This is a genomic window from Variovorax sp. V93 (assembly GCF_041154485.1).
GTDB classification, from domain to species: domain Bacteria; phylum Pseudomonadota; class Gammaproteobacteria; order Burkholderiales; family Burkholderiaceae_C; genus Variovorax; species Variovorax beijingensis_A.
This window is the reverse complement of sequence record NZ_AP028669.1, coordinates 1,610,226-1,632,925: the sequence shown is the minus strand read 5'-3', so window position 1 is coordinate 1,632,925 and position 22,700 is coordinate 1,610,226. Positions and strand designations below refer to the sequence as shown.

General features: G+C 68.5%; 23 protein-coding genes. 9 read left to right on the top strand and 14 right to left on the bottom strand.

The window, feature by feature from the left end:
• Window positions 1–6 precede the first annotated feature (6 nt).
• From ACAM54_RS07635 to murJ, 5 genes are all read right to left on the bottom strand, one after another.
• Window positions 7–423 (bottom strand): YciI family protein, encoded by a 417-nt coding sequence (locus ACAM54_RS07635; RefSeq protein ID WP_309932948.1) that lies wholly within the window; start codon window positions 421–423, stop codon window positions 7–9.
• Between the two features lie 30 nt (window positions 424–453).
• Window positions 454–882: a YciI family protein gene (locus ACAM54_RS07630; RefSeq protein WP_369650330.1), complete on the bottom strand. Its 429-nt coding sequence runs from the start codon at window positions 880–882 to the stop codon at window positions 454–456.
• 129 nt (window positions 883–1,011) lie between these two features.
• Entirely contained in the window at window positions 1,012–1,440 is a 429-nt protein-coding gene (locus tag ACAM54_RS07625; RefSeq protein WP_369650329.1) for a bleomycin resistance protein, read from the bottom strand.
• Entirely contained in the window at window positions 1,440–2,291 is an 852-nt protein-coding gene (locus tag ACAM54_RS07620; protein WP_124957143.1) for a SirB1 family protein, read from the bottom strand. Before ACAM54_RS07620 ends, ACAM54_RS07625 begins: the two co-directional genes overlap by 1 nt.
• 100 nt (window positions 2,292–2,391) lie before the next feature.
• Window positions 2,392–3,945, bottom strand: a complete 1,554-nt coding sequence (gene murJ, locus ACAM54_RS07615; protein WP_369650328.1) for a murein biosynthesis integral membrane protein MurJ — start codon at window positions 3,943–3,945, stop codon at window positions 2,392–2,394.
• A 106-nt stretch (window positions 3,946–4,051) separates the two neighbouring features.
• On the opposite strand from murJ, the gene rpsT reads away from it, so the two are divergent.
• Window positions 4,052–4,366 carry a 30S ribosomal protein S20 gene (gene rpsT, locus ACAM54_RS07610; RefSeq protein ID WP_007831346.1) on the top strand — a complete coding sequence of 105 codons (315 nt, stop codon included), beginning with the start codon at window positions 4,052–4,054 and terminating at the stop codon, window positions 4,364–4,366.
• A 138-nt stretch (window positions 4,367–4,504) separates the two neighbouring features.
• Here rpsT and ACAM54_RS07605 read toward each other — a convergent pair whose 3' ends face one another.
• Complete coding sequence (locus ACAM54_RS07605) at window positions 4,505–4,825, bottom strand: DUF3579 domain-containing protein (protein ID WP_145741530.1); 321 nt, start codon at window positions 4,823–4,825, stop codon at window positions 4,505–4,507.
• Between the two features lie 160 nt (window positions 4,826–4,985).
• On the opposite strand from ACAM54_RS07605, the gene ACAM54_RS07600 reads away from it, so the two are divergent.
• The 7 genes from ACAM54_RS07600 (at window position 4,986) to ACAM54_RS07570 (ending at window position 11,679) form a co-directional block, all read left to right on the top strand.
• Window positions 4,986–6,194 (top strand): aspartate aminotransferase family protein, encoded by a 1,209-nt coding sequence (locus ACAM54_RS07600; protein WP_209534783.1) that lies wholly within the window; start codon window positions 4,986–4,988, stop codon window positions 6,192–6,194.
• Window positions 6,191–7,126 (top strand): ornithine carbamoyltransferase, encoded by a 936-nt coding sequence (argF, locus tag ACAM54_RS07595; protein WP_369650327.1) that lies wholly within the window; start codon window positions 6,191–6,193, stop codon window positions 7,124–7,126. Before ACAM54_RS07600 ends, argF begins: the two co-directional genes overlap by 4 nt.
• A 24-nt stretch (window positions 7,127–7,150) precedes the next feature.
• A complete protein-coding gene (locus tag ACAM54_RS07590; RefSeq protein ID WP_369650326.1) occupies window positions 7,151–7,468 on the top strand; it encodes a YkgJ family cysteine cluster protein in 318 nt (105 codons plus the stop codon).
• Window positions 7,469–7,546: 78 nt separating this feature from the next.
• Window positions 7,547–8,200: an arylformamidase gene (gene kynB, locus ACAM54_RS07585; RefSeq protein ID WP_369650325.1), complete on the top strand. Its 654-nt coding sequence runs from the start codon at window positions 7,547–7,549 to the stop codon at window positions 8,198–8,200.
• Between the two features lie 11 nt (window positions 8,201–8,211).
• Window positions 8,212–9,498, top strand: coding sequence for a kynureninase (gene kynU, locus ACAM54_RS07580; RefSeq protein WP_192326618.1), 1,287 nt, complete (start codon window positions 8,212–8,214; stop codon window positions 9,496–9,498).
• Complete coding sequence (gene kynA, locus ACAM54_RS07575) at window positions 9,495–10,355, top strand: tryptophan 2,3-dioxygenase (protein ID WP_145741520.1); 861 nt, start codon at window positions 9,495–9,497, stop codon at window positions 10,353–10,355. Before kynU ends, kynA begins: the two co-directional genes overlap by 4 nt.
• 73 nt (window positions 10,356–10,428) lie before the next feature.
• On the top strand, window positions 10,429–11,679 hold the full coding sequence (locus tag ACAM54_RS07570) for an SMI1/KNR4 family protein (RefSeq protein WP_369650324.1): 1,251 nt from the start codon (window positions 10,429–10,431) through the stop codon (window positions 11,677–11,679).
• Between the two features lie 24 nt (window positions 11,680–11,703).
• Here the strand turns inward: ACAM54_RS07570 and ACAM54_RS07565 are convergent, their stop codons facing one another.
• The 7 genes from ACAM54_RS07565 to ACAM54_RS07535 form a co-directional block, all read right to left on the bottom strand.
• The gene (locus ACAM54_RS07565) at window positions 11,704–12,888 is read right to left on the bottom strand and encodes an FAD-dependent monooxygenase (protein ID WP_369650323.1); all 1,185 of its coding nucleotides are present in this window, start codon (window positions 12,886–12,888) and stop codon (window positions 11,704–11,706) included.
• Between the two features lie 5 nt (window positions 12,889–12,893).
• Complete coding sequence (locus ACAM54_RS07560) at window positions 12,894–13,187, bottom strand: DUF6587 family protein (RefSeq protein WP_192326626.1); 294 nt, start codon at window positions 13,185–13,187, stop codon at window positions 12,894–12,896.
• Window positions 13,188–13,250: 63 nt separating this feature from the next.
• Entirely contained in the window at window positions 13,251–15,146 is a 1,896-nt protein-coding gene (locus ACAM54_RS07555; protein ID WP_369650322.1) for a ferrous iron transporter B, read from the bottom strand.
• Entirely contained in the window at window positions 15,139–15,447 is a 309-nt protein-coding gene (locus ACAM54_RS07550) for a FeoA family protein (RefSeq protein ID WP_026283843.1), read from the bottom strand. Before ACAM54_RS07550 ends, ACAM54_RS07555 begins: the two co-directional genes overlap by 8 nt.
• A 146-nt stretch (window positions 15,448–15,593) precedes the next feature.
• Window positions 15,594–16,046 carry a metallophosphoesterase family protein gene (locus ACAM54_RS07545; protein WP_369650321.1) on the bottom strand — a complete coding sequence of 151 codons (453 nt, stop codon included), beginning with the start codon at window positions 16,044–16,046 and terminating at the stop codon, window positions 15,594–15,596.
• Window positions 16,043–18,937, bottom strand: a complete 2,895-nt coding sequence (locus ACAM54_RS07540) for an aconitate hydratase (protein WP_369650320.1) — start codon at window positions 18,935–18,937, stop codon at window positions 16,043–16,045. Before ACAM54_RS07540 ends, ACAM54_RS07545 begins: the two co-directional genes overlap by 4 nt.
• 153 nt (window positions 18,938–19,090) lie before the next feature.
• On the bottom strand, window positions 19,091–19,504 hold the full coding sequence (locus ACAM54_RS07535) for a hypothetical protein (protein WP_369650319.1): 414 nt from the start codon (window positions 19,502–19,504) through the stop codon (window positions 19,091–19,093).
• A 132-nt stretch (window positions 19,505–19,636) separates the two neighbouring features.
• On the opposite strand from ACAM54_RS07535, the gene ACAM54_RS07530 reads away from it, so the two are divergent.
• Window positions 19,637–20,482, top strand: a complete 846-nt coding sequence (locus tag ACAM54_RS07530; RefSeq protein ID WP_209534775.1) for a helix-turn-helix transcriptional regulator — start codon at window positions 19,637–19,639, stop codon at window positions 20,480–20,482.
• Here the strand turns inward: ACAM54_RS07530 and ACAM54_RS07525 are convergent.
• Window positions 20,388–22,646 (bottom strand): acyl-CoA dehydrogenase, encoded by a 2,259-nt coding sequence (locus tag ACAM54_RS07525; RefSeq protein ID WP_369650318.1) that lies wholly within the window; start codon window positions 22,644–22,646, stop codon window positions 20,388–20,390. The genes ACAM54_RS07530 and ACAM54_RS07525 overlap by 95 nt on opposite strands.
• Between the last annotated feature and the right edge of the window lie 54 nt (window positions 22,647–22,700).

Below are 22,700 nucleotides of genomic sequence, written 5' to 3'. Positions count from 1 at the left end.
CGGGTCTTATTTCTTGACCGCCTGCATCGACGCGAATTCGGCGGTCAGGGCCTGCACGTCGGGCGGGAAGTCGGCAATTTCCTGGATCTGCCGGACCTCGATGACCTCGTTCTCGCTGCCGGGGCAGCGCGTGGCCCATTCGATGGCATCGGCGCGCGAGGGCACGTCGATGATCCAGTAGCCGCCGAGCACTTCCTTGGCTTCGGCGAAAGGACCGTCGACGACCTTGGGCTTGCGGCCCGGAAAGCTCACGCGCGCACCCATCGAGGGCGGATGCAGGCCGTCGCAGCTGATCAGCACGCCGGCCTTCTGCATCGACTCGTTGTAGGCCATCATGGCCGCCACCGCATCGACGTCGTCGGGAATGGTGCCGGGCGCGGCGGTCTCGTAGCCGTGGGGAATCATCAGCAGCATGAATCGCATGGCGGATCTCCTTCGGTGCAGTCTTGCCGTTCAGCTGCCGGCCTTGGCCCGGGCCTCGGATTCGGCGCGCAGGCGCTCTTCCTGCGCCAGCAGTTCGGGCGTCATCGAGTCGCCGAAATCGGAGGCTTCGAACACCTGGCGGATCTCGATCTCGCCCTCCTGGAACGGGCTGCGCTTGATCCACTCGATGGCTTCCTCCTTCGATTTGACCTGAAGCAGCCAGAAGCCCGCGAGTAGTTCCTTCGTTTCGGCAAAAGGACCGTCGATGACGGTGCGTTTGAGGCCTTCGCAGCGCACGCGCGCACCCCTGGAAGACGGATGCAGCCCTTCGCCCGCCAGCAGCACGCCGGCCTTGACCAGTTCCTCGTTGAACTTGCCCATGGCGGTGAGCACCTCGGTGCTCGGCATCACGCCGGCTTCGGAATCCTTGTTGGCCTTGACCAGAACCATGAATCGCATGTCGTTTCTCCTGAAGGTTGATGAAGTCGGGAGGTGCTGGAATTTGCGCGCTCCTGTTCACACGTCGCGCGAGCGCAAGCCTGATCGACACGCCCGTCTCGATCTATTTGTAATTTTATGTATCAGAATTCAGGGCAGATAGCCGCAGAAGCGCAGCACATGCCCGTCGGGCTCGCGGATGGCGAATTCGCGCAGGCCCCAGGGCTGCGAGACGGGCGGCTCGATCACCGTGACGCCGCGCTTCGCGTAGGCGGCGTGCAGGCCGTCGATGTCCTTGCCCACGTGGATCACGATCTCGCCGCGCCAGGGCGGCGCCCCGCGCGTGTTGCACTGCCACAGGCGCAGGTAGACCGGGTCGCCGTAGCTGCGGTCGCCCTTCTTGACCCGCGCATAGCTCGGCGGTTCGCCGGCGATGAAGTCGATCTCGAAGCCCAGCACGTCGCGGAACCAGCGCGCGGCGCGCGCGGCGTCGGACACCGGCAGCACGGGCTGCACGCCGTGAAACTCATGCAGGGTGCCGAGATCGGGGGCGTCTGCCACGCCGGTGCTGGTGGCCATCAGTCGGATTCGCGCCGCAGCGCCGCGACGCGCTCTGCAATGACATCGACGTCGAGCGCGTCTTCCGCATGCTCGAGGTAGGTTTCGAGGTCGCGCACGGCGGCCGCCGTGTTGCCCTGCTCGGCATGCGCGATGCCGCGGTCGCGGTACTCGCCCCAGGCGTTGGGCAACAGCGCGATGAGGCGGTCCTGCACGGCGATGGCTCGCTGCCAGTCTTCCTGCGCGCGGTGCACTTCCTTCAGGTTGCGCAGCATGCGCCCGATGATCTCGCGCGAGCTGGCGGGCTGCAGGTACAGGCCCAGCGGCACGTCGAAGTCGCCGACCAGCCCGTTGCTGCGCTTGTAGGGTTCGAGCCGCTCGCCGAGTTCTTCGCGCGAGAGCGACTTGCCGGTGAAGGGATCGATCACCACCTGCCCCTTGGGCAACGTGACCTTGAGCATGAAGTGGCCCGGAAAGCCGATGCCGCGCGCCTGCAGGCCCAGCCCCTGCGCGAGCTCCATCCACAGCACCGCCAGCGAAATGGGAATGCCGCGGCGCGTGCGCAGCACGGCGTTCAGGTAGCTGTTGTCGGGGTCGTAGTAGTCGTTGACGTTGCCGCCGAAGTTCAGGTCGTTGAAGAAGAACTGGTTGAGCGCGCGCAGCCGGGCCAGCGGCGCAGCATCGGCCGGCAGCCGGCGCTTCAGGCGCGCGAGCAGCTGGTCGACGTCGCCCAGCACCTGCTGCACGTCGAGGTCGGGGTATTCGTCCTGCGCGAGGCTGGCGGCAGCCTCCAGCAGCGGAAAGTGCTCGTCGCTCTGCACCAGCGATTCGAAATACGCCAGGGCCGTGGGAACCTGAAAGCTGAACGTCATGTGTCTTTGTAGAGGAGCATTCGGGGAGCGTCAAGGCGGTGTTTTCAGCTTGCGCAGTTCGAAAACGGCTGCGTTGCGGAAAGCCGCACCGCAAGGCCTCTTACCGGCGCACGAAACTGCGAAGCCGCACGCCCACGGCCGCGAGCACCGCGAAATACAGCAGCGCCGCGCCGGCGATCAGCGCGGCCAGCAGGCCGATGCGCAGGAAGCGCTGCTCGCGCAGGCCGATCCAGTCGAAGTGGCGCGAACCCCATGCCAGCAGGGCCGCGAGCACCAGCATTCCCGCCAGCACCTGCAGCGCGAACTTGCCCCAGCCGGGTTCGGGCTTGTAGCTGCCGCGGCGGATCAGCCCGACCAGCAGCCAGACCGCATTGACCAGCGCGCCGATGGCAATGGTCAGCGTGAGCGCCGCATGCTGCAGCACCGGCACCAGGAAGAAATTGAGGACCTGGGTCAGCACCAGCACGCCCACGGCGATCAGCATGGGCGTGCGCGTGTCCTGCCTGGCGTAGTAGCCGGGCGCGAGCACCTTGATGGCCACCAGGCCGATCAGCCCGACGCCGTAGCCCATCAGCGCCACGGTGGTGCGCTGCACGTCCTCGCCCTGGTAGGCGCCGTTGTGGAACAGCACGGCCACCAGCGGCTGGGCAAAGAGCAGCAGCGCGACGGCGCACGGCGCCGACAGCAGCACCACCAGCCGCAGGCCCAGGTCGAGCAGCGACGAGTAGCGCGCGTCGTCCTTCGCCGCGCGGGCGCCGGCCAGCTGCGGCATCAGCACCACGCCGAGCGCCACGCCGAGCATCGCGGTCGGAAACTCCATGAGGCGGTCGGCATTGCCGATCCAGGTCACGCTGCCGACCGCAAGATGCGAGGCGATCTGCGTGTTGATGAGCAGCGAGATCTGCGCCACGCTCACGCCCAGCAGGGCGGGCAGCATCAGCTTCAGCACCTGGCGCGTGGCGGGGTCGCGCCAGGCGTCGCCCAGGGCCTTGAAGCTCGCACCGATGCGCGGCAGGAGGCCCAGCGCACGCAACGCCGGAATCTGGATGGCCAGCTGCAGCACGCCGCCGACCAGCACGCCCACGCACTGGGCATAGATCGGCTCGATGCCGTAGCGGCGGAACAACGGCGCCCCGACGACGATTGCCAGGATCAGCGCGATGTTGAGCAGCACCGGCGAGGCGGCCGGCACCGCGAACTTGCGCCAGGTGTTCAGGATGCCGCCCGCCAGCGCCACGAGCGACATGAAGCCGATGTAGGGGAACATCCAGCGCGTCATGACCACGGCGGCATCGAAGCCCGCCAGCCCGCTGGCCATGGCCCACACCAGGAGCGGCGCGCCGGCCACGCCGGCCACGCAGACCACCACCAGCGCCCAGGTCAGCAGCGTGGCGACATGGTCGATCAGCGCCTTGGCGCCCTCCTGGCCGGCTTCGGTCTTGCGCGCCGCGAGCACCGGCACGAAGGCCTGGCTGAAGGCGCCTTCGCCGAAAACCCGCCGGAACAGGTTGGGAATGCGGAAGGCGACGTTGAACGCGTCGGTCAGCGCACTGACGCCGAACACCGAGGCAAAAAGCACGTCGCGCACGAGGCCCGTGATCCGCGAAGCGAGGGTCAGCAGGGATACGGTGGAAGCGGATTTGAACAGGGACACGGGGGCGAGTGTAGGGCCCGGCAAGCCCCGATTCGGCGAAAAAGGCAACCCGGCCTATAATGGAGGGCTTTGCTGCATCATCCTCAGACACCTAAGGAACCAAACCATGGCATCCGCCAAGCCCAAGAAAAAGAACCCGCGCCTCGCCTCCGGCCGTAAGCGCGTCCGCCAGGACACCAAGCTCAACGCTGCGAACACCTCGCTGCGCTCCAAATACCGCACCGCCGTGAAGAATGTCGAGAAGGCCGTCCTGGCCGGCGACAAGACCAAGGCAAGCGAACTCTTCGCGAAGGCCCAGAGCATCGTCGACACCGTCGCCGACAAGGGCATCTTCCACAAGAACAAGGCTGCTCGCGACAAGAGCCGCCTGTCGGCGAAGGTCAAGGCCCTCGCCCTCGCGCCTGAAAAGGCCGCCGCCTGACACCTGTCAGGCAAGCCCGGACCGGAATTCTCCGGTCCGCCGTTTGATCGGGGTGCGCTGCAGCAAAGTGTAAAAAACCGCCTTCGGGCGGTTTTTTCATGTCCGATCGCTTCCGTCCTGCCGGAGGAAGCCGCCCGCTCAGGCCTTGGGCGGCACGTCGGGCACCAGGCAGGCCTCGGCCACCTGCAGGTCGTTGTCGCGCGCGAAGTTCACGCAGAAGTCCCAGGCCATGGGTTCGGCGTCGCGCAGGGCGCGGTTCACCACCACGCACTTGACCCCGTTGATGGTGGTCGGAATGCACCAGGGCGAATAGCTCAGGTGGCTGCCCGGATAGGCGCCGCCGGGGCGGAAGGAGCACATCACGCCGGCCAGCCGCTCGGCCCAGTCGCTGGGGCGGAAAGTCCGGCCATCGCGGGTGATGCCCTGGATGAAGATTTCTTTGGCAGTGGGGGAAATCATCGTTGAATGAGGCGCCCGCAGCAGGTGCTGCGGTGCAACAAGCGATTCTATCCGGGCGCCTTTCGCCTCCCGGGCAGCGGGCATTGCTGTAATGCGGAATCCTCAACGAAGCCGTCAAGGCGCACGCCTAGAATCCGCGGTTCCCTATCTGGAGAACCGAATGAGCGCTACCGCCCAGCCCACCTCGCCCCACGTCATGAACACCTACGGTCGCCTGCCGATCGCGCTGTCGCACGGCCAGGGCTGCCGAGTCTGGGACACCGCGGGCAAGGCCTACCTCGACGGCCTCGGCGGCATTGCCGTGAACACGCTGGGCCACAACCACCCCGAGCTGGTGCCCGCGCTGCAGGACCAGATCAGCAAGCTGATCCACAGCTCCAACTACTACCACGTGCCCGGCCAGGAACAGCTGGCCGCCAAGCTGACCGAGCTCTCGGGCCTGACCAATGCCTTCTTCTGCTGCACCGGGCTGGAGGCCAACGAGGCCGCCCTGAAGCTCGCGCGCAAGTTCGGCCATGACAAGGGCATCGAGCGGCCCGAGATCGTGGTGTACGAAGCCGCTTTCCACGGCCGCAGCATCGCCACCCTGTCGGCCACCGGCAACCCGAAGGTGCAGGCCGGTTTCGGCCCGCTGGTCGAGGGCTTCATCCGCGTGCCGCTGAACGACATCGAGGCACTGAAAAAGGCCACCGAAGGCAACCCCAACGTGGTCGCCGTGTTCTTCGAGACCATCCAGGGCGAAGGCGGCATCAACCCGATGCGCTGGGAGTACCTGAGGCAGGTGCGCGCCCTGTGCGACCAGCGCGACTGGCTCATGATGATCGACGAAGTGCAATGCGGCATGGGCCGCACCGGCAAGTGGTTCGCGCACCAGTGGGCCGGTATCAAGCCCGACGTCATGCCGCTGGCCAAGGGCCTGGGCTCGGGCGTGCCGATCGGCGCCGTGGTAGCTGGCCCCAAGGCCGCCCACATCTTCGGCCCCGGCAACCACGGCACCACCTTCGGCGGCAACCCGCTCGCGATGCGCGCCGGCATCGAAACCATCCGCATCATGGAAGAGCACAAGCTGCTCGAGAACGCCGCCGCCGTGGGCGAGCACCTGAAGGCCGCGCTCGAACGCGAAATCGGCGGCCTGGCCGGCGTGAAGGAAATCCGCGGCCAGGGCCTGATGCTGGGCATCGAGCTCGACCGGCCCTGCGGCGTCATTTTGAACCGCGCCTGCGACGCCGGCCTGCTGCTGAGCGTGACGGCCGACAAGGTGATCCGCCTGGTGCCGCCGCTCATCCTGAGCATTGCCGAGGCCGACGAGATCGTCGCCATCCTCGCGCCCATCGTCAAAACATTCCTGTCGGAGCCTGCAGCGCAATGACGACCGCCGCCACGCCCAATGCCATCCGCCACTACCTGCAGTTCTCAGACTTCACGGCCGATGAATACGCCTACCTCTTCGATCGCATGGCGATCATCAAGAAGAAGTTCAAGACCTACGAGAAGCACCAACCGCTGACCGACCGCACGCTGGCCATGATCTTCGAGAAGGCCAGCACGCGCACCCGCGTGAGCTTCGAGGCCGGCATGTACCAGCTCGGCGGCAGCGTGGTGCACCTGACCACCGGCGACAGCCAGCTCGGCCGCGCCGAGCCCATCGAGGACAGCGCCAAGGTCATCAGCCGCATGGTCGACCTCGTGATGATCCGCACCTACGAGCAGACCAAGATCGACACCTTCGCCGCGCACTCGCGCGTGCCGGTGATCAACGGCCTGACCAACGAGTTCCACCCCTGCCAGATCCTCGCGGACATCTTCACCTACATCGAGCACCGCGGTTCGATCCAGGGCAAGACGGTGGCCTGGGTGGGCGACGGCAACAACATGGCCAACACCTGGCTGCAGGCCAGCGAGATCCTCGGCTTCAAGGTGCACGTGAGCACGCCCAGCGGCTACGAAGTCGACCAGTCGGTGGCGGGCCTGCGCTCGGCCGACAGCTACCAGGTTTTCAAGGACCCGATGGAAGCCTGCCACGGCGCCGACCTGGTGACCACCGACGTCTGGACCAGCATGGGCTACGAGTCCGAGAACGAGGCCCGCCGCAAGGCCTTTGCCGACTGGTGCGTCGACGAGGACATGATGCGCATCGCCCAGCCCGACGCCCTCTTCATGCACTGCCTGCCCGCGCACCGCGGCGAGGAAGTGCAGGCCGAGGTCATCGACGGCCCGCAGTCGGTGGTGTGGGACGAGGCCGAGAACCGGCTCCATGCGCAGAAGGCGCTGATGGAGTTCCTGCTGCTGGGGCGGCTTTAGGCATCTGACCGAAGGTGCGGCCACGTGTCCCATTGCCAGCAATGCGGCGCCTGCTGCGCCAGCTACCGCGTCGACTTCAGCATCCACGAACTCGACGAGAACGGCGGACAGGTGCCGTCCGGCCTTGCCGTCGAAGTGAACCACACCCTCTGCCGCATGCGCGGTACCGATCACACGCCGCCGCGCTGCGCCGCGCTCACCGGCAAGATCGGCCAGGCCGTGGCCTGTGGCATCTACGAATGGCGCCCCAACCCCTGTCATGAGCTGCAGGCCGGCAGCCACGCCTGCGAGCGGGCCCGCGCACGGCACGGGCTGCCCGGCCTGGCGTCGCTGCCCCTCTGAGCCGATCGATCATCTCGTCACGCCGTGTGTTGGAAATAACCGACACCACGACGCCCCGCCCGGCGCTAACTTCGCGCCATGCGTTCCCTGCAACCCCAACCCCGCCTCTGGGACATCTCGCCGCCCGTGCATGAAGGCACGCCGGTGTTCCCCGGCGACACGCCCTACCAGCAGCGCTGGGCAGCCACCATTTCGCCGGATTGCCCGGTCAACGTCAGCGAGATCAAGCTCTCGCCCCACGTCGGCGCGCATGCCGACGCGCCGCTGCACTACGACCCCGAAGGCCAGGCCATCGGCCTCGTGGACCTCGCACCCTTCCTCGGCCCCTGCCGGGTGATCCATGCCATCGCCAAGGGGCCGCTGATCGAGTGGGAGCACATCGCCCACGCCATCGACAGCACCCTGCCCGCGCGCGTGCTGGTGCGTACCTACACCGCCATGCCCGTCGCCCACTGGGACCCGCAGCTCGCGGCCTACGCGCCCGCCACCGTCGAAAGGCTCGCGGCCATGGGCGTGAAGTTGATCGGCATCGACACCGCCAGCATCGACCCGGCCGACAGCAAGACGCTGCAAAGCCACCAGCGCATCCGCCGCCTCGACCTGCGCGTGCTCGAGAACCTCGTGCTCGACGAGGTGCCCGAGGGCGACTACGAACTCATCGCGCTGCCGCTCAGGCTGGTCAGCGCCGATGCCTCCCCGGTTCGCGCCGTGCTGCGCGAGCTTCCCCGCTGAAAACCTCCATCATGACGACCCTCGAAGACTGCCGCGCGCTCGACGCGCAAGACCCGCTGCGCGCCCTGCGCGACCAATTCACCATTCCCGAGGGCGTGCTCTACCTCGACGGCAACTCGCTCGGCGTGCTGCCGAAGGCCGCGCCGGCACGCATTGCCGAAGTGGTGGCCAAGGAATGGGGCGAAGGCCTGATCCGCTCGTGGAACACCGCCAGCTGGTTCGACCTGCCGCAGCGCCTGGGCGACAAGGTGGCTCGCCTGATCGGCGCCGCGCCCGGCGAAGTGGTGTGCACCGACAGCACTTCGGTCAACCTTTACAAGGTGCTGTTCGCGGCGCTCTCGCAGCAGACGCACAGCGGGCGCAGGCTGGTGGTCAGCGAGCGCAGCAACTTCCCGACCGACCTCTACATTGCCGAGTCGCTGTGCCGCGAACGCGGCTTCACGCTCAAGCTGATCGATGCGAGCGAACTGCAAGGCCCGGATTCGGTGCTGACCGACGAAGTGGCCGTGCTGATGCTCACGCACGTGAACTACCGCACCGGCGCCATGCACGACATGAAGGCCATCACCGCCGCCGCGCACGCCGCCGGCGCGCTCACGGTGTGGGATCTGGCGCACAGCGCGGGCGCGGTGCCGGTCGCGCTGAACGACAGCAATGCCGACTACGCCATCGGCTGCGGCTACAAGTACCTGAACGGCGGCCCCGGCGCGCCGGCCTTTGCCTGGGTGCATACGCGGCATGCGGGCAAGTTCGAGCAACCGCTGTCGGGCTGGTGGGGCCATGCCGCGCCCTTCGAGTTCACGCCGCACTACCGCCCCGCGCCGGGGGTGGGCCGCTATCTCTGCGGCACGCAGCCGGTCATCGCGCTGGCGGGGCTCGAATGCGGACTCGACACCGTGCTCGCGGCCGAAGTCTTCAACGGTTCAAACGGCGCGATGGCCGCGCTGCGCGCCAAGTCGCTCGCGCTCACCGACCTGTTCATCGCGCTGGTGGAAGAACGCTGCGCGGGCCAGGGCCTCGCGCTCGTCACGCCGCGCGAACACGCACGCCGCGGCTCGCAGGTGTGCCTGAGCCGCGACGAAGGCGCCTACGCCATCGTGCAGGCGCTGATCGCGCGCGGCGTGATCGGCGACTACCGCGCCGGCGATTCGCAGATGCCCGACATCCTTCGCTTCGGCTTCACGCCGCTGTATCTTGGCTTCGAGGATGTGTGGAACTCGGTCGAGCATCTGGTGCAGGTGCTCCGGACGGGCGAGTGGCAACGCGCCGAATTCAACCGCAAGAACGCAGTGACATGAGCACCGAAAAGAGCACGGGCCAGAGCCCCGAGAAGATCGTCCACGAGGAAAAGGCGCAGCTGGATTTCAGCGCGTCGATGAGCTACGGCGACTACCTGCACCTCGATGAAATCCTCAATGCCCAGCATCCGCTTTCGCCCGCGCACGACGAGATGCTGTTCATCGTGCAGCACCAGACCAGCGAGCTCTGGATGAAGCTGATGCTGCACGAGCTGCGCGCCGCCACCACCTGCATCGCCGAGGAGAAGCTGGCCGACGCCTTCAAGATGCTCGCGCGCGTGAGCCGCATCATGGAGCAGCTGGTGAGCGCATGGACCGTGCTCTCGACCATGACGCCGCCCGAGTACACGGCGATGCGCCCCTACCTTGCCAACTCCAGCGGCTTCCAGAGCGCGCAGTACCGCTGCATCGAGTTTGCGCTCGGCAACAAGAACGCCGCCATGCTCAAGCCGCATGCGCACCGGCCCGATCTGCTCGCGCAGGTGGACGCGGCCTACCGCTCGCCTTCGCTCTACGACGAGTCGCTGAAGCTGCTCGCACGCCATGGCCTGCCGGTGCCCGCCGATCACCTGGAGCGCGACTGGACCCTGCCCTATGAAGCCAGCGACGGCGTGGAAGCGGCCTGGCTCACGGTGTACCGCAACCCGCACGACCATTGGGACCTGTACCAGCTCGGCGAAAAACTCACCGACCTCGAAGACGCCTTCCGCCTCTGGCGTTTTCGCCACGTGACCACGGTGGAGCGCGTGATCGGCTTCAAGCGCGGCACGGGCGGCACCGGCGGCGTGAGCTACTTGCGCAAGATGCTCGATGTGGTGCTGTTCCCCGAAATCTGGAAGCTGCGTACCGACCTGTGAGCTATCGCTTGCCCCGCTTGCCCCATCTGCCTGAAGCGCTACATTGGTTGGCAACAACAACGGAGGCCCCGCCATGAACGATGTCCAGTTCTCGCCCGACGAGCTCGCAACCCTGCGCGAGCATGGTGTGGTCCTGTTCGCGGACCGCGTGATCTTCGAGGCCCAGCCGCCCATGCCGGCGCAGCGGATCGCCGCCATCGAGGCGCTGTGCGCCGGCCCGCTGCCCGAGGCGCTGGCCGCGCTGTGGCGGCAGACGGCGGGCGGGCGGCTCGATTACGACCTGTCGCTGCCGATGGGCGGCAACGTGGAATCGATCAGCTGGTCGGAGCTGTTCTGGGACGGCAGCGACGGCTACCGCGACCTGCAGGGCTGGATCGAACATGAACAGGAGCTGGCCGAAGAGGCCGCCAAGGAAGAAGGCCGCGCCTGGAGCGGCAAGCTCACGCACCTGCCCTTCGGCGGCTTCGAATACTGCGACCGCGTCTATGCGGTGGTCGAGCCCGGCCCCGAGCACGGCCGCATCGTCGCGTGGAAGCACGGGCTGCCGCCCGCCTGGACGCATGCGCTGCACGAAGACAGCGTGAGCACCATCGCGCCCGACCTGCGCGGCGCCTTCGCGGCGCTGCACCTGGACGAGGATCCGCTGGCGCCCACGGGGGACTATTTCTCGGGCCAGGATCTGCTGCAATACCTCGACGACCGGCACCAGGACCACGGGCTGGACCTCGACCTGATGGACAAGCTGGTGGCCTTCTATTGCCGCGCCGTGGTCGACTGGCGCACGCCGCTGGCAGACGGCACGCTGCGCCGGCTGCCGGCCATCGCGCGTGCCGCGCTGCACCACGCCATCGGCACCGACGACGCGGAGCTGGTGGCCGAACTCGCGGCCGCGGGCGTGAGCTTCGACGGCCCGCAGCAGGGCAGCGCGCTGGCCACCGACGTGGCCATCGGCCAGGGCGCCTTCGCCGCGGCCATGGCGCTGGTGCGCGCGGGCGCGCCGGTGGCGCGCGATGCGCTGGGCAATGTCGACGGGCAGATCTCGCCCGAACTCACGAGTGCGCTGCTCGCCAACGGCGCCGAGCCCAGCGTGGCGGCCATCGTCAAGTGCGCGGCCTGCGGTGCGCCCGCCAGCGCGCACCTGATCGCCGATGCATGCGCCGAGGCGGGCATCGACGTGCCGCCCGCCTTTGTCATCGAACGCGATGCGACGCTGGCCGAACTCGAAGCCACACTGCTCGAGGTCCGGGAAGGCACGCATGGCCACTACCTGGGTGCCGAGGGCCTGGCCGAACGCATCGAGCACCTGCAGACCTTCAGGCTCTGAACCGCCCCTGTGGCGCGGTCGCCCTCAGCCGCCGTACAGCCAGGGCTGGTCCAGCAGGCGTGCGCCGAGCGTGCGCATCGCCAGGTCGCGGCCGATGCGCACCGCGCCGGCCGCATGGAAGATCTGGCCGTTGCGCCGGGCCTTGGCCTGCACGAGCGCATTGCGCTGCCAGCGCGCTTCGGCATAGCGGGCGAAGGCGGCCGGCACGTCGGTGGCATCGCCTTGGCCCAGCGCCTCGGCCAGGGCCACCGAATCCTCGATGGCCATGCCTGCGCCCTGCGCCAGGTAGGGGACCATCGGATGCGCGGCATCGCCCACCAGCGCCACGCGCTCGTGGGCCATCTCGGCCGCGGAAGCCAGCGGCGGCCGGTCGCTGAGCGTCCAGGCGCGCCAGCCGGGCATGGCTTCGAGCAGTGCCTGCAAGGCGCCTCCACTGCGGCCCGTGGCCTTCTGCAGCGCGGCGAGGCTGCTGGCCTGGTTCCAGTCGCGTGCATCCCCGGCCAGTGCCGATTCCGCGATCACCACCACGTTGAGCCAGGCGCCGCCGCGCACCGGGTACGCCACCGCATGCAGCTGCGGACCGAGCCACACGTCGATCCGGCCGCGGCGCAGGGCCTGCGGCAGCGCGGCCTGCTCGGCCATCGCCCGCCAGGCCGTGTGGCCGGTGGCGCGTGGCGGCTCGGCTGCGGATGGCACATCGAGGCGCTGCCGCGCGACGCTCCAGAGGCCGTCGGCACCGATCAGTGCCTCGCCCTCCCAGGCCCGCGCACCGCTGCTCGAGATGCACACGAGATCGTCGCTGGTCTCGACCTGCGCAATGCGCGCATCGGTCACCAGGGTGCCCCTGCCGCGGGCGCGCACCGCTTCGAGCAGCAGCGCATGCAGGTCGGCGCGGTGTACGCAAAGGTAGGGAGCGCCGTAGCGCTCGCGCATGGCATCGCCCAGTGGCAGGCGGGCCAGTTCGGCGCCGCTGCCCGCGCTCTGCACCACCAGGGCATCGGGCCGCGCGGCGATGGCCTCCAGGCCTTCGGCCAGGCCCAGTTGCGCAAGACGCCGCGTGACGTTGGGCCCCATCTGGATGCCGGCGCCGATCTCGGCGAACACGGGCGCCTGCTCGAAGACATCGACGCGGTGGCCGCCGCGGGACAGCGCCAGCGCAGCAGAAAGCCCCCCGATGCCGCCGCCGACGACGAGGACGTGCGTGGGCATCGGCCTCAGCGGCTGTGCGTGGACAGCGGGCTGTGGCCGGCTTTTTCGGATTCGGATGGTTTGTTGGCGGGCGTCTTCGGACCGCAGCTGCCACAGCTGTCGCAGGAGCCGCAGCCCGAGGTCTTGGCAAGCGAAGCCGCCAGCTGCTCGGCGCGCTGCTGGTCGACCAGCCCGGCGCGGTGCGTGCCGGCCGCGAGCTTGTGCGCGGCACTGCGCCGCCAGCCCGCGGGCATCCAGCGCCAGACCGCATAGAACGCGGCGGCCGCGACGATCAATCCCACGATCAATTGCTGTGTCATGTCCGTTTACTCCAAGGCGCGTTCGAGACTAACCCAGAAACATCGCGCAAAGCTTGCGGCAGGTCATCCGGCGCCCAGCGCCAGCGCCACGTGGTAGGTGATGAAGCATGCCAGGTAGGCCAGCGCGAACAGGTAGCCGGCCATGATCCAGACGTACTTCCATGAGCCGGTTTCGCGCTTGACCGCCGCCAAGGTCGAGATGCACTGCGGCGCAAACACGTACCAGACCAGCAGCGACAGCGCCGTGGCGAGCGACCAGCTGCCCGCGATCAGCGGCTCGAGCTGGCCGGCCACGTCGTCGCCGCTGGCCGAGAGCGCATACACCGTGCCGAGCGCGCCCACCGCCACTTCGCGCGCCGCCATGCCCGGCACCAGCGCGATGGAGATCTGCCAGTTGAAGCCGATGGGCGCGAAGATGTGCTCCAGGCCGCGGCCGATCATGCCCGCCAGGCTGTACTGGATGGCCGGCCCCGTGGCGCCTTCGGGCGGCGACGGGAAGGTCGACAGGAACCACAGCAGGATCGTGAGCGTGAGGATGATCGTGCCCACGCGCTGGATGAAGATCCACGCCCGCTCGTAGAGCCCCAGCGCCAGGTTGCGCACATTGGGCCAGCGGTAGGCCGGCAGCTCCATCATCAGCGGCGAGTGCTGCTTGTTGTCGCGGAAGCGCTTCATCACCCACGCCACCGCCATGGCCGACACGATGCCGAAGACATAGAGCGCGAACAGCACCACGCCCTGCAGGTTGAACACGCCGCCCACGGTGCGCGCCGGAATGAAGGCCGCGATCAGCAGCGCATAGACCGGCAGGCGCGCCGAGCAGGTCATGAGCGGCGCGATCATGATGGTGGTGATGCGGTCGCGCCAGTTGCTGATGGTGCGCGTGGCCATCACGCCCGGAATGGCGCAGGCGAAGCTCGACAGCAGCGGAATGAAGGAGCGGCCCGACAGCCCCACCGTGCCCATCACACGGTCCAGCAGGAAGGCCGCGCGCGGCAGGTAGCCCGAGTCTTCGAGCGCCAGGATGAACAGGAACAGGATCAGGATCTGCGGCAGGAACACGATCACGCCGCCCACTCCGGCAATCACGCCATCGACCAGCAGGCTCTGCAGCATGCCTTCGGGCATGTGGGCCTTCAGCAGGCTGCCCAGGCCCTCGGTCGCGGCCTTGATGGCGTCCATGGGCACGTTGGCCCAGCTGAACACGGCCTGGAACATCAGGAACATCGTGACCGCGAGCACCAGCAGGCCCCACACCGGGTGCATCACCACGCGGTCGATGCGGTCGCTGGCGGCCAGGCTGCCGACCGGCTCGCGCACGGCCAGCGCCAGGATGCGGCGCACTTCGCGCTGCGTGGCCAGCACGTCGTCCAGCCCCGGCGCCTGCCAGGGCAGCGGCGCCGCGGCGGCCACCGGCGCATCGAGGGCTTCGAGCAGGCCCTGCGCGCCGCCCGACTGCACGCCCACGGTCTCGATGACCGGCACGCCCAGTTCGCGCGACAGCACGGCCGTATCGACCGCGATGCCCTGCTTCCTGGCCATGTCGGTCATGTTGAGCGCCACCACCATCGGCAGGCCCAGGCGCTTTGCTTCGAGCACGAGCCGCAGGTTGAGCCGCAGGTTGGTGGCGTCGGTCACGCACACCAGCAGGTCGGGCAGGGGCTCGCTGCTCTTGCCCGTGACCACGTCGCGCGTCACGGCCTCGTCCACGCTGAGCGCGTTGAGGCTGTAGGCGCCCGGCAGGTCGAGCACGAACACGCGCCGGCCCGACGCGGTGCGAAGCGAGCCTTCCTTGCGCTCGACCGTCACGCCGGCATAGTTGGCCACCTTCTGGCGGCTGCCGGTGAGCAGGTTGAACAGCGCCGTCTTGCCGCAGTTCGGATTGCCCAGCAGCGCGATGCGCGCCGGCTGCGCCGTGGCCGCAAGGCGCCCCGGTCCCTGGATGACAGCCTCAACCATGGCTTGCGCCCTCCGCCAAACCCGGCGCCACGTGGATCAATGCGGCCTCATGGCGCCGCAATGCAAAGGTGGTGTGGCCCAGCCGCACCGCCAGCGGTTCACGCCCCGGCAGGCCGCGGGCCACGATGCGAACGGCCTCGCCCGGCACGAAGCCGATCTCGGTCAGTCGCAGCACGAGCTCGCGGTCGTCCGCCCCCTCGGGCCGTGCCACGTCGAGCACGGTGGCCCATTGGTTGTCGGGAAGCTGGTCGAGCCGCAGGCCGGAAGATGCCGGCGCGGCCCCGAAATGGTTGGTTTGCACGGTAAGAAAGTGCGCCGGATTCCAGGCGCGCCAATGGAGCAAAAGCTAGATGCTATCAATTCTCAATCGCAGAAACCTGACGAAGCCCCTTTGACCTCGCGGGCCGGGTTCTTTTTTGGCCGGAATCCCGGCTGCTCACGACGCATTCAGCCCAGTTCAATGATGCGCGCCGACACGGCATCGCCATCGACAATGAGTTCGGCCACTGCAATTGGCAATTTGAATCGGCGCGGCCCGGCGCTGCCCGGGTTGACGTAGAGCACGCCGCCGCGCCCCTCGATCTTCGGCTTGTGGGAGTGGCCGGAGACCACCACGCGAACCCCGGCGGAGGCGGCGGCGAGCCGGGACAGGTCGTGTATCGCATGCACGAGCACGCCGCCGGCGTTCAGCAGGGCCGTTTCCGGAATGCGCTCGGCCCAGGGCTCGCGGTCGTTGTTGCCCCGCACCACCGTCAACGGCGCGATGGCGGCCAGCGCCTCGAGGATGCCGGCATCGCCGATGTCCCCGCCATGCACGATGAAGTCGCTGCCCTGCAGCGCCGCCACGGCCTCCGGGCGCAGCAGGCCGTGGGTGTCGGAGATGAGGCCGACGCGGGTCAAGCCGCGAGCAGCTGCCTGAGCACGAACGGCAGGATGCCGCCGTGCTTGTAGTAGTCGACCTCGATCGGCGTGTCGATGCGCAGGCGCACCGTCACTTCCTGATGGCTGCCGTCGGCGCGGTGCACCACGAGCTTCACGTCCATCTGCGGCTTGAGCTCGCCGCCGATCACCACGTCGATCTTCTCGTCGCCCACGAGGCCCAGCGTCTGCCATGAATCGGCGCCGCGGAACTGCAGCGGCAGCACGCCCATGCCGACCAGGTTGGCGCGGTGGATGCGCTCGAAGCTGCGCGCCACCACGGCCTTGATGCCCAGGAGCTGCGTGCCCTTGGCAGCCCAGTCGCGCGACGAGCCGGTGCCGTATTCCTCGCCACCGAAGACCACCGTCGGCACGCCCTGCTCCATGTACTTCATGGCGGCGTCATAGATGAACATCTTCTCCGGCTCGCTCGGCGAGCCGTTGCTTGCCCCGGGCTGGAAGTGCAGCGTGACGCCGCCCTCTTCCTGCGTGCCGTTGACGTCGGGCGGGATCATCAGGTTCTTGATGCGCACGTTGGCGAAGGTGCCGCGCATCATCACGTCGTGGTTGCCGCGCCGCGAGCCGTAGCTGTTGAAGTCGGCCTTGGCCACGCCGTGCGCCTTGAGCCAGATGCCCGCGGGCGAGCTTTCCTTGATGGAGCCGGCCGGCGAGATGTGGTCGGTGGTGATCGAGTCGCCGAACAGCGCCATGATCCGCGCGCCCTTGAAGCCTGCGTCCGAGGCGTGCGGCTCCATCTTGAAGCCCTCGAAGAACGGCGGCTCGGCGATGTAGGTCGACTTGGGCCAGTCGTAGACCTGCCCCGTCGTGCCCTTGATGCTGCTCCAGAACTTGCCCGGGTCGGTCTTGACCTTGTCGTAGTTGGCGCGGAACGACTTGGCGTTCATCGCATGGCGCAGGTTCTGGTCGATCTCCTTCGGGCTGGGCCAGATGTCGCCCAGGTACACGTCCTTGCCGTTCCTGCCCTTGCCCACGGGCTCGGTCATGAGATCGACCATCACGTTGCCCGCGATCGCGAAGGCCACCACCAGCGGCGGAGAAGCCAGGAAGTTGGCCTTCAGGTTCGGATGGATGCGCGCCTCGAAGTTGCGGTTGCCCGAGAGCACGGCCGCGCCGACAAGGTCGTTCTTGACGATGGCGTCGTTGATCTCGGGCGTGAGGTCGCCCGCGTTGCCGATGCAGGTGGTGCAGCCGTAGCCGGCCAGGTAGAAGCCCAGCTTCTCGAGGTACGGCAGCAGGCCCGCCTTCTCGAGGTATTCGGTGACGATGCGCGAACCCGGCGCGAGCGAGGTCTTGACGTGCGGCTTGACCGTGAGGCCCGCCTCCACCGCCTTCTTGGCCAGCAGGCCGGCCGCGAGCATCACGCTCGGGTTGGAGGTGTTGGTGCACGAGGTGATCGCCGCGATCAGCACGTCGCCGTTGCCGATGGTCACGCCATTCTTGGGCGACGATGGCGCCGTGGCGCTCACATGGGCGGCCGCCTTGGTCGAGCGGTTGGCCACCATCTCGACCACGTCGCGCGGCGCGCCCGGCGGCGGCGGCGCGGCCTCCTCGTCGTCGCCCTGGCCGTTCACGGCGAGCGGATAACGCAGCTTCAGCCGCTCGGCCGGCTGGTTGAAGCCGTTGGCGTCGTTGGGCTTGCTGAAGAGTTCGGCGAACTTGGTCGACAGGTGACCCAGGTCGATGCGGTCCTGCGGCCGCTTCGGGCCCGCCAGGCTCGGCGACACCGTGCCCAGGTCGAGCTTGACGATCTTGGTGTAGTCGATGTCGCCGGGCGCCGGCATGCCGAACAGGCCCTGCGCCTTGTAGTAGGCCTCGAAGCGCTCGACCTCCTCCCGGGTGCGGCCCGTGCCCTCGAAGTAGGCCACGGTCATTTCATCGACCGGGAAGAAGCCCATGGTGGCGCCGTACTCGGGCGCCATGTTGCCGATGGTGGCGCGGTCGGGCACCGCGATGGAGGCGGCGCCGGGACCGAAGAATTCGACGAACTTGCCCACCACCTTCTCGGCCCGCAGGATGGCCGTGACGTACAGCACCAGGTCGGTGGCCGTGACGCCTTCACGCAGCTTGCCGGTCAATTCGAAGCCCACCACGTCGGGCGTCAGCATGTACACCGGCTGGCCCAGCATGGCGGCCTCGGCCTCGATGCCGCCCACGCCCCATCCGACCACGCCCACGCCGTTGATCATGGTGGTGTGGCTGTCGGTGCCCACCAGCGAGTCGGGGTAGTACACCGGCACCTCGGCATCGTCGCTCGAGCTCTTGTAGACGCCGCGCGCAAAGTATTCGAGGTTGACCTGGTGCACGATGCCGAAGCCCGGCGGCACCACGCCGAAGGTGTCGAAGGCCTGCATGCCCCACTTCATGAACTGGTAGCGCTCGTTGTTGCGCTGGAACTCGAGCTTCATGTTGAGGTCGAGCGCCTTGGGCGTGCCGTAGTAGTCGACCATCACCGAGTGGTCGACCACCAGGTCGACCGGCACCAGCGGCTCGATGGTCTTGGGCGACTTGCCGAGCTTGGCGGCCACGCTGCGCATGGCGGCCAGGTCGGCCAGCAGCGGCACGCCGGTGAAGTCCTGCAGCACCACGCGGGTGACGACGAACGGGATCTCGTCGATGCGGTCCGCATTGGGCGCCCAGCGGGCCAGCTCTTCGACATGCTTGGCCGAGACCTTCTTGCCGTCGCAGTTGCGCAGCACCGACTCGAGCACGATGCGGATCGACACCGGCAGCCGTTCGACGCTGGGATATTGCCTGGCCAGTTCCTTCAGCGACCAGTACTTGCCGGACTTGCCCGATGCGGTCTTGAAGGTCTTGAGGGTGGACGCAAAAGCGTGCGCCGGTGCTTTGGCCATTGAGGAACTCCTGATTGTTCGTGGAAGCTCTTCAAGGATAGCGGGGAACGATGTCAGCTGCTGTAGTCTGTCTTCCAACCCGGTCCTTCGACACGCGGCGTTCCTCATCGCGAAAAATGCCGGATGGATGGGCGTTGCCGGCATCCCGTGGACTCAGGCCAAGGCCATGTCCGCGCCGCCGCGGGTGCGGCGCAGGCCGGTCCATTGCAGTTCGGCCAGCACCACCACGCACAGCGCCTGCGCCAGCACCCAGGCCGTGCCCAGTGCGGTGACTGCGAATGCGCCGCTCACCAGCAGCGCGACGCAGGCCACGGCCCAGCCGAAGTTGCCGGCCACCACAAGGCCGATCAGCGTGCGCGGTGGCGTGCGGCGGCTGGCCATCCAGGCCGCAGCGGCGGCATAGGCCAGCAGGAACACACCGGTTCCCATGAGCAGCGGCGCCGGCAGGCCGGTCAGCCCGGCAAGCGCGCCGGTGAACCCGACCTGCAGCGCACCGGTCGCGGCGCAGGACGCGGCGTCGGCCCACATCACGTTGGGCAGGAAGCGGGGGGATGCAAAGACGGACATGAGAATCTCCTTCGGGTGGTACGCCGCAAGCCAGTCCTGCCGCGTTGGAGCCAATGATTCCGTCCGGCATGCGTCGCGTCGATGACCTCGGAGGTCATGGCGCCGCATCGGCACCGCGCCAGAATGCCGTCCATGAACACCACCCGCACCCACTCCACCCCGGCCGGCCAGCCCGGCGCGCGCGATCCCTTCGGCGCCCACCTGCGGCACTGGCGCACCCGCCGCCGGCTCAGCCAGCTCGACCTGGCGCAGGAAGCCGAGGTCTCGACCCGCCACCTGAGCTATGTGGAGACCGGCCGCGCCGCGCCCAGCCGCGAGATGGTGCTGCGCCTGGCCGAGCGGCTCGACGTGCCGCTGCGCGAGCGCAATGCGCTGCTGGTGGCCGCGGGCTTCGCGCCGATGTACCGGCAGCGCTCGCTCGACGATCCGGCCATGGCCTCGGCCCGGCGCGCGGTGGACCTGGTGCTCAAGGGCCATGAGCCGTTCCCTGCGCTGGCCGTCGACCGGCACTGGAACCTGGTGGCGCACAACGCGCTGGTGCCGATGCTGATGGCCGGCGCCGCCCCCGAACTGGTGAAGGCGCCCATCAACGTGCTGCGACTGAGCCTGCATCCCGAGGGCCTGGCTTCGCGCATCGCCAACTTCGCGCAGTGGCGTGCCCATCTGCTCGAACGGCTGCAGCAACAGATTGCGGCGACCGGCGACGCGGTGCTGCAGGCCCTGCACGACGAGCTCGAAGCCTATCCCGCGCCGCAGGTGAGCCACGACACGCCCGCTGCCGACACGGAGCTTTCGGGCGTGGTGGTGCCCTTTCAGCTGGCCACGCCGAGCGGCGTGCTGAGCTTCATCAGCACCACCACCATCTTCGGCACGCCGGTGGACGTCACTTTGCAGGAACTGGCGGTGGAGTCCTTCTTTCCGGCCGATGGCCAGACGGCCGCGGCGCTGGCTGCACTGGCGGCGCAGCCGGCCGGCTGAGCGCCGCGCGCGCCTGCTGCTGCGCGGGACCTTCGAAGTCGTCGACCTGGATCACCTTGTCGGCGGCCTTGAGATAGGCGAGCGCCAGTCCCGGATCGGGTGCCGAGCATGCGGCCTCCTCGAACGAGCGGGTACGCCGCAGCGCCTTGTTGAGCACGGCCGCGGTGTCGCCACCGAGCTGCTCGCCCAGTTCCATCGCGCGCATCAGGTCGCGCAGGCCGCCGGCCGCGGGCTCGCTGAGGTCCGGCGCCAGCCGCTGGACGATGCGCGGATTGGTGCGCAGCAGCTCGGCCAGCGCCATCAGCTGCACGTCGCGCAGCGGCGCCAGGTGCGCGGAGCGGCGCAGCACCAGCGCACCGATCACGCGCCGGCCGGCGGTCGGCAGGTTGGCATACAGGTCGCGCAGGATCTTCCCCGCCTCGTCCAGCTGCAGCCGGATCGCGGCCTGCGCAAAGGGCAGCAATTCGGGCGCCGCATCGACCCGATAGCGCCACACGCTGGCACTGGCCAGGTACAGGTGCGCGAGCACGTCGCCCAGCCGCGCCGACAGCAGTTCCATGCGCTTGAGCCGGCCGCCGAGCAGGCCCATGGCCAGGTCGGCGGTGAGCGCGTACTTGGCGCTCATGCGCGCGATCAGCCGCGCCTCGCGGGCCAGCGCCTCGGGCGGCTCGCCCAGCACCGGCGCACCGAACAGGCTGTGCCACAGATTGGCGGCCACGTGCTTGCCGTGCGCGATCAGTGCCCGGCCCAGCGCCGTCTCGTCCCGCGCCTGCACGGCCGCCATTTCGTCAAGCACATGCGGGTGGCAGCGGATCGCGCCCTGGCCGAACACGATGAGCGCGCGCGTCAGGATGTTGGCGCCCTCCACCGTGATGGCGATCGGCGCCTGCCGGTACGACACGCCGAGCAGGTTCGACGGCCCCGCGATGATGCCCTTGCCGCCCAGGATGTCCATGCCGTGGTTCACGGCCCGCCGCCCGGCCTCCGTGAGCTGCACCTTGAGGATCGCGCTGGCCACGCTCGGCCGCTCGCCCTTGTCCAGCGCGGCCGCGGTGAAGCGCCTCGCCGCATCGCTCGCATAGAGCTCGGCCGACATCTGCGCGACCAGCCCTGCAACCGCATGGAACTTGCCGATCGGAAGGCCGAACTGCTCGCGGATCTGGCCATAGCCGTTGCTCACGTAGAGCGCGGTCTGCTGCATGGCCGAGCCGAGCGCGGGCAGCGAGATGGCGCGGCCCGCGGCCAGGCACTCCATCAGCATGCGCCAGCCCTGGCCCACCTGCTTTTCGCCGCCGATCACCCAGTCCACCGGCACGAACACCTGGCGGCCATGGATCGGACCGTTCATGAAGGCGCTGTCCATCGGGCGGTGGCGCCGGCCGATCTCCATGCCTTCGTGCGGCACCGGAATCAGCGCGCAGGTGATGCCGAGCTCGCGCTCGCCCTCGGGCCTGCTCTCGTCCACCGCATGGAAGGCGAGCCCCACGACGGTGGCGACGGGCGCGAGCGTGATGTAGCGTTTGTCGAAATCGACCAGGAAGCCGCGCGTGCGCCGGCCGCCGAACTCGCGCTCGACCATGACGCCGCGGTCCGGAATGGCCGCCGCATCGGAGCCCGCGTAGGGCGAGGTCAGCCCGAAGCACGGAAGCTCGCGGCCATCGGCCAGGCGTGGCAGGTAGCGCGACTTCTGCGCGTCGGTGCCGTAGCGCAGCAGCAGCTCCGCCGGGCCAAGCGAGTTGGGCACCATCACGGTCACGGCAGCGGCGATGTTGACGGTGGCGATGCGCGCCACCACCGTGGCGTGCGCGTAGTGGCCGAACCCGAGGCCGCCGAACTGCTCGGGAATGATCATTCCGAAGAAGCGCTTGTTGCGCAGGTAGCGCCACACCTCGGGCGGCAGGTCGCGCGCCTGGTCGATGGCGTGGTCGTCGAGCATGCGGCACAGCTCGCGCACCTCGCGGTCCAGAAAGGACTGCTCGCGCTCGCTGAGCCGGTTGGACCCCATGGCCGAGAGCAGGTCGAAGTCCGGACGCCCCGCAAAAAGCAGGCCTTCGAAGCCGACGGTGCCGGCCTCGAGCGCGGCGCGTTCGGTGTCGCCGAGCGGCGGCAGCGCCCTGGAAAACGGCCGCATGGCCCATCGGCCGACCAGAGAGGCCAAAGGCATGGCGTGTCTCCTTGTTCTCCGCGACAAGCGGCGGAGACAAGCCATTCTTGTCGG

Bases quoted from the DNA above. Each gene is read 5' to 3' on its own strand.
- ACAM54_RS07635 (WP_309932948.1), bottom strand. From the start codon at position 423: ATGCGATTCATGCTGCTGATGATTCCCCACGGCTACGAGACCGCCGCG.
- ACAM54_RS07630 (WP_369650330.1), bottom strand. From the start codon at position 882: ATGCGATTCATGGTTCTGGTCAAGGCCAACAAGGATTCCGAAGCCGGC.
- ACAM54_RS07625 (WP_369650329.1), bottom strand. From the start codon at position 1,440: ATGGCCACCAGCACCGGCGTGGCAGACGCCCCCGATCTCGGCACCCTG.
- ACAM54_RS07620 (WP_124957143.1), bottom strand. From the start codon at position 2,291: ATGACGTTCAGCTTTCAGGTTCCCACGGCCCTGGCGTATTTCGAATCG.
- rpsT (WP_007831346.1), top strand. From the start codon at position 4,052: ATGGCATCCGCCAAGCCCAAGAAAAAGAACCCGCGCCTCGCCTCCGGC.
- ACAM54_RS07605 (WP_145741530.1), bottom strand. From the start codon at position 4,825: ATGATTTCCCCCACTGCCAAAGAAATCTTCATCCAGGGCATCACCCGC.
- ACAM54_RS07600 (WP_209534783.1), top strand. From the start codon at position 4,986: ATGAGCGCTACCGCCCAGCCCACCTCGCCCCACGTCATGAACACCTAC.
- argF (WP_369650327.1), top strand. From the start codon at position 6,191: ATGACGACCGCCGCCACGCCCAATGCCATCCGCCACTACCTGCAGTTC.
- kynB (WP_369650325.1), top strand. From the start codon at position 7,547: ATGCGTTCCCTGCAACCCCAACCCCGCCTCTGGGACATCTCGCCGCCC.
- kynU (WP_192326618.1), top strand. From the start codon at position 8,212: ATGACGACCCTCGAAGACTGCCGCGCGCTCGACGCGCAAGACCCGCTG.
- kynA (WP_145741520.1), top strand. From the start codon at position 9,495: ATGAGCACCGAAAAGAGCACGGGCCAGAGCCCCGAGAAGATCGTCCAC.
- ACAM54_RS07570 (WP_369650324.1), top strand. From the start codon at position 10,429: ATGAACGATGTCCAGTTCTCGCCCGACGAGCTCGCAACCCTGCGCGAG.
- ACAM54_RS07565 (WP_369650323.1), bottom strand. From the start codon at position 12,888: ATGCCCACGCACGTCCTCGTCGTCGGCGGCGGCATCGGGGGGCTTTCT.
- ACAM54_RS07560 (WP_192326626.1), bottom strand. From the start codon at position 13,187: ATGACACAGCAATTGATCGTGGGATTGATCGTCGCGGCCGCCGCGTTC.
- ACAM54_RS07555 (WP_369650322.1), bottom strand. From the start codon at position 15,146: ATGGTTGAGGCTGTCATCCAGGGACCGGGGCGCCTTGCGGCCACGGCG.
- ACAM54_RS07540 (WP_369650320.1), bottom strand. From the start codon at position 18,937: ATGGCCAAAGCACCGGCGCACGCTTTTGCGTCCACCCTCAAGACCTTC.
- ACAM54_RS07535 (WP_369650319.1), bottom strand. From the start codon at position 19,504: ATGTCCGTCTTTGCATCCCCCCGCTTCCTGCCCAACGTGATGTGGGCC.
- ACAM54_RS07530 (WP_209534775.1), top strand. From the start codon at position 19,637: ATGAACACCACCCGCACCCACTCCACCCCGGCCGGCCAGCCCGGCGCG.
- ACAM54_RS07525 (WP_369650318.1), bottom strand. From the start codon at position 22,646: ATGCCTTTGGCCTCTCTGGTCGGCCGATGGGCCATGCGGCCGTTTTCC.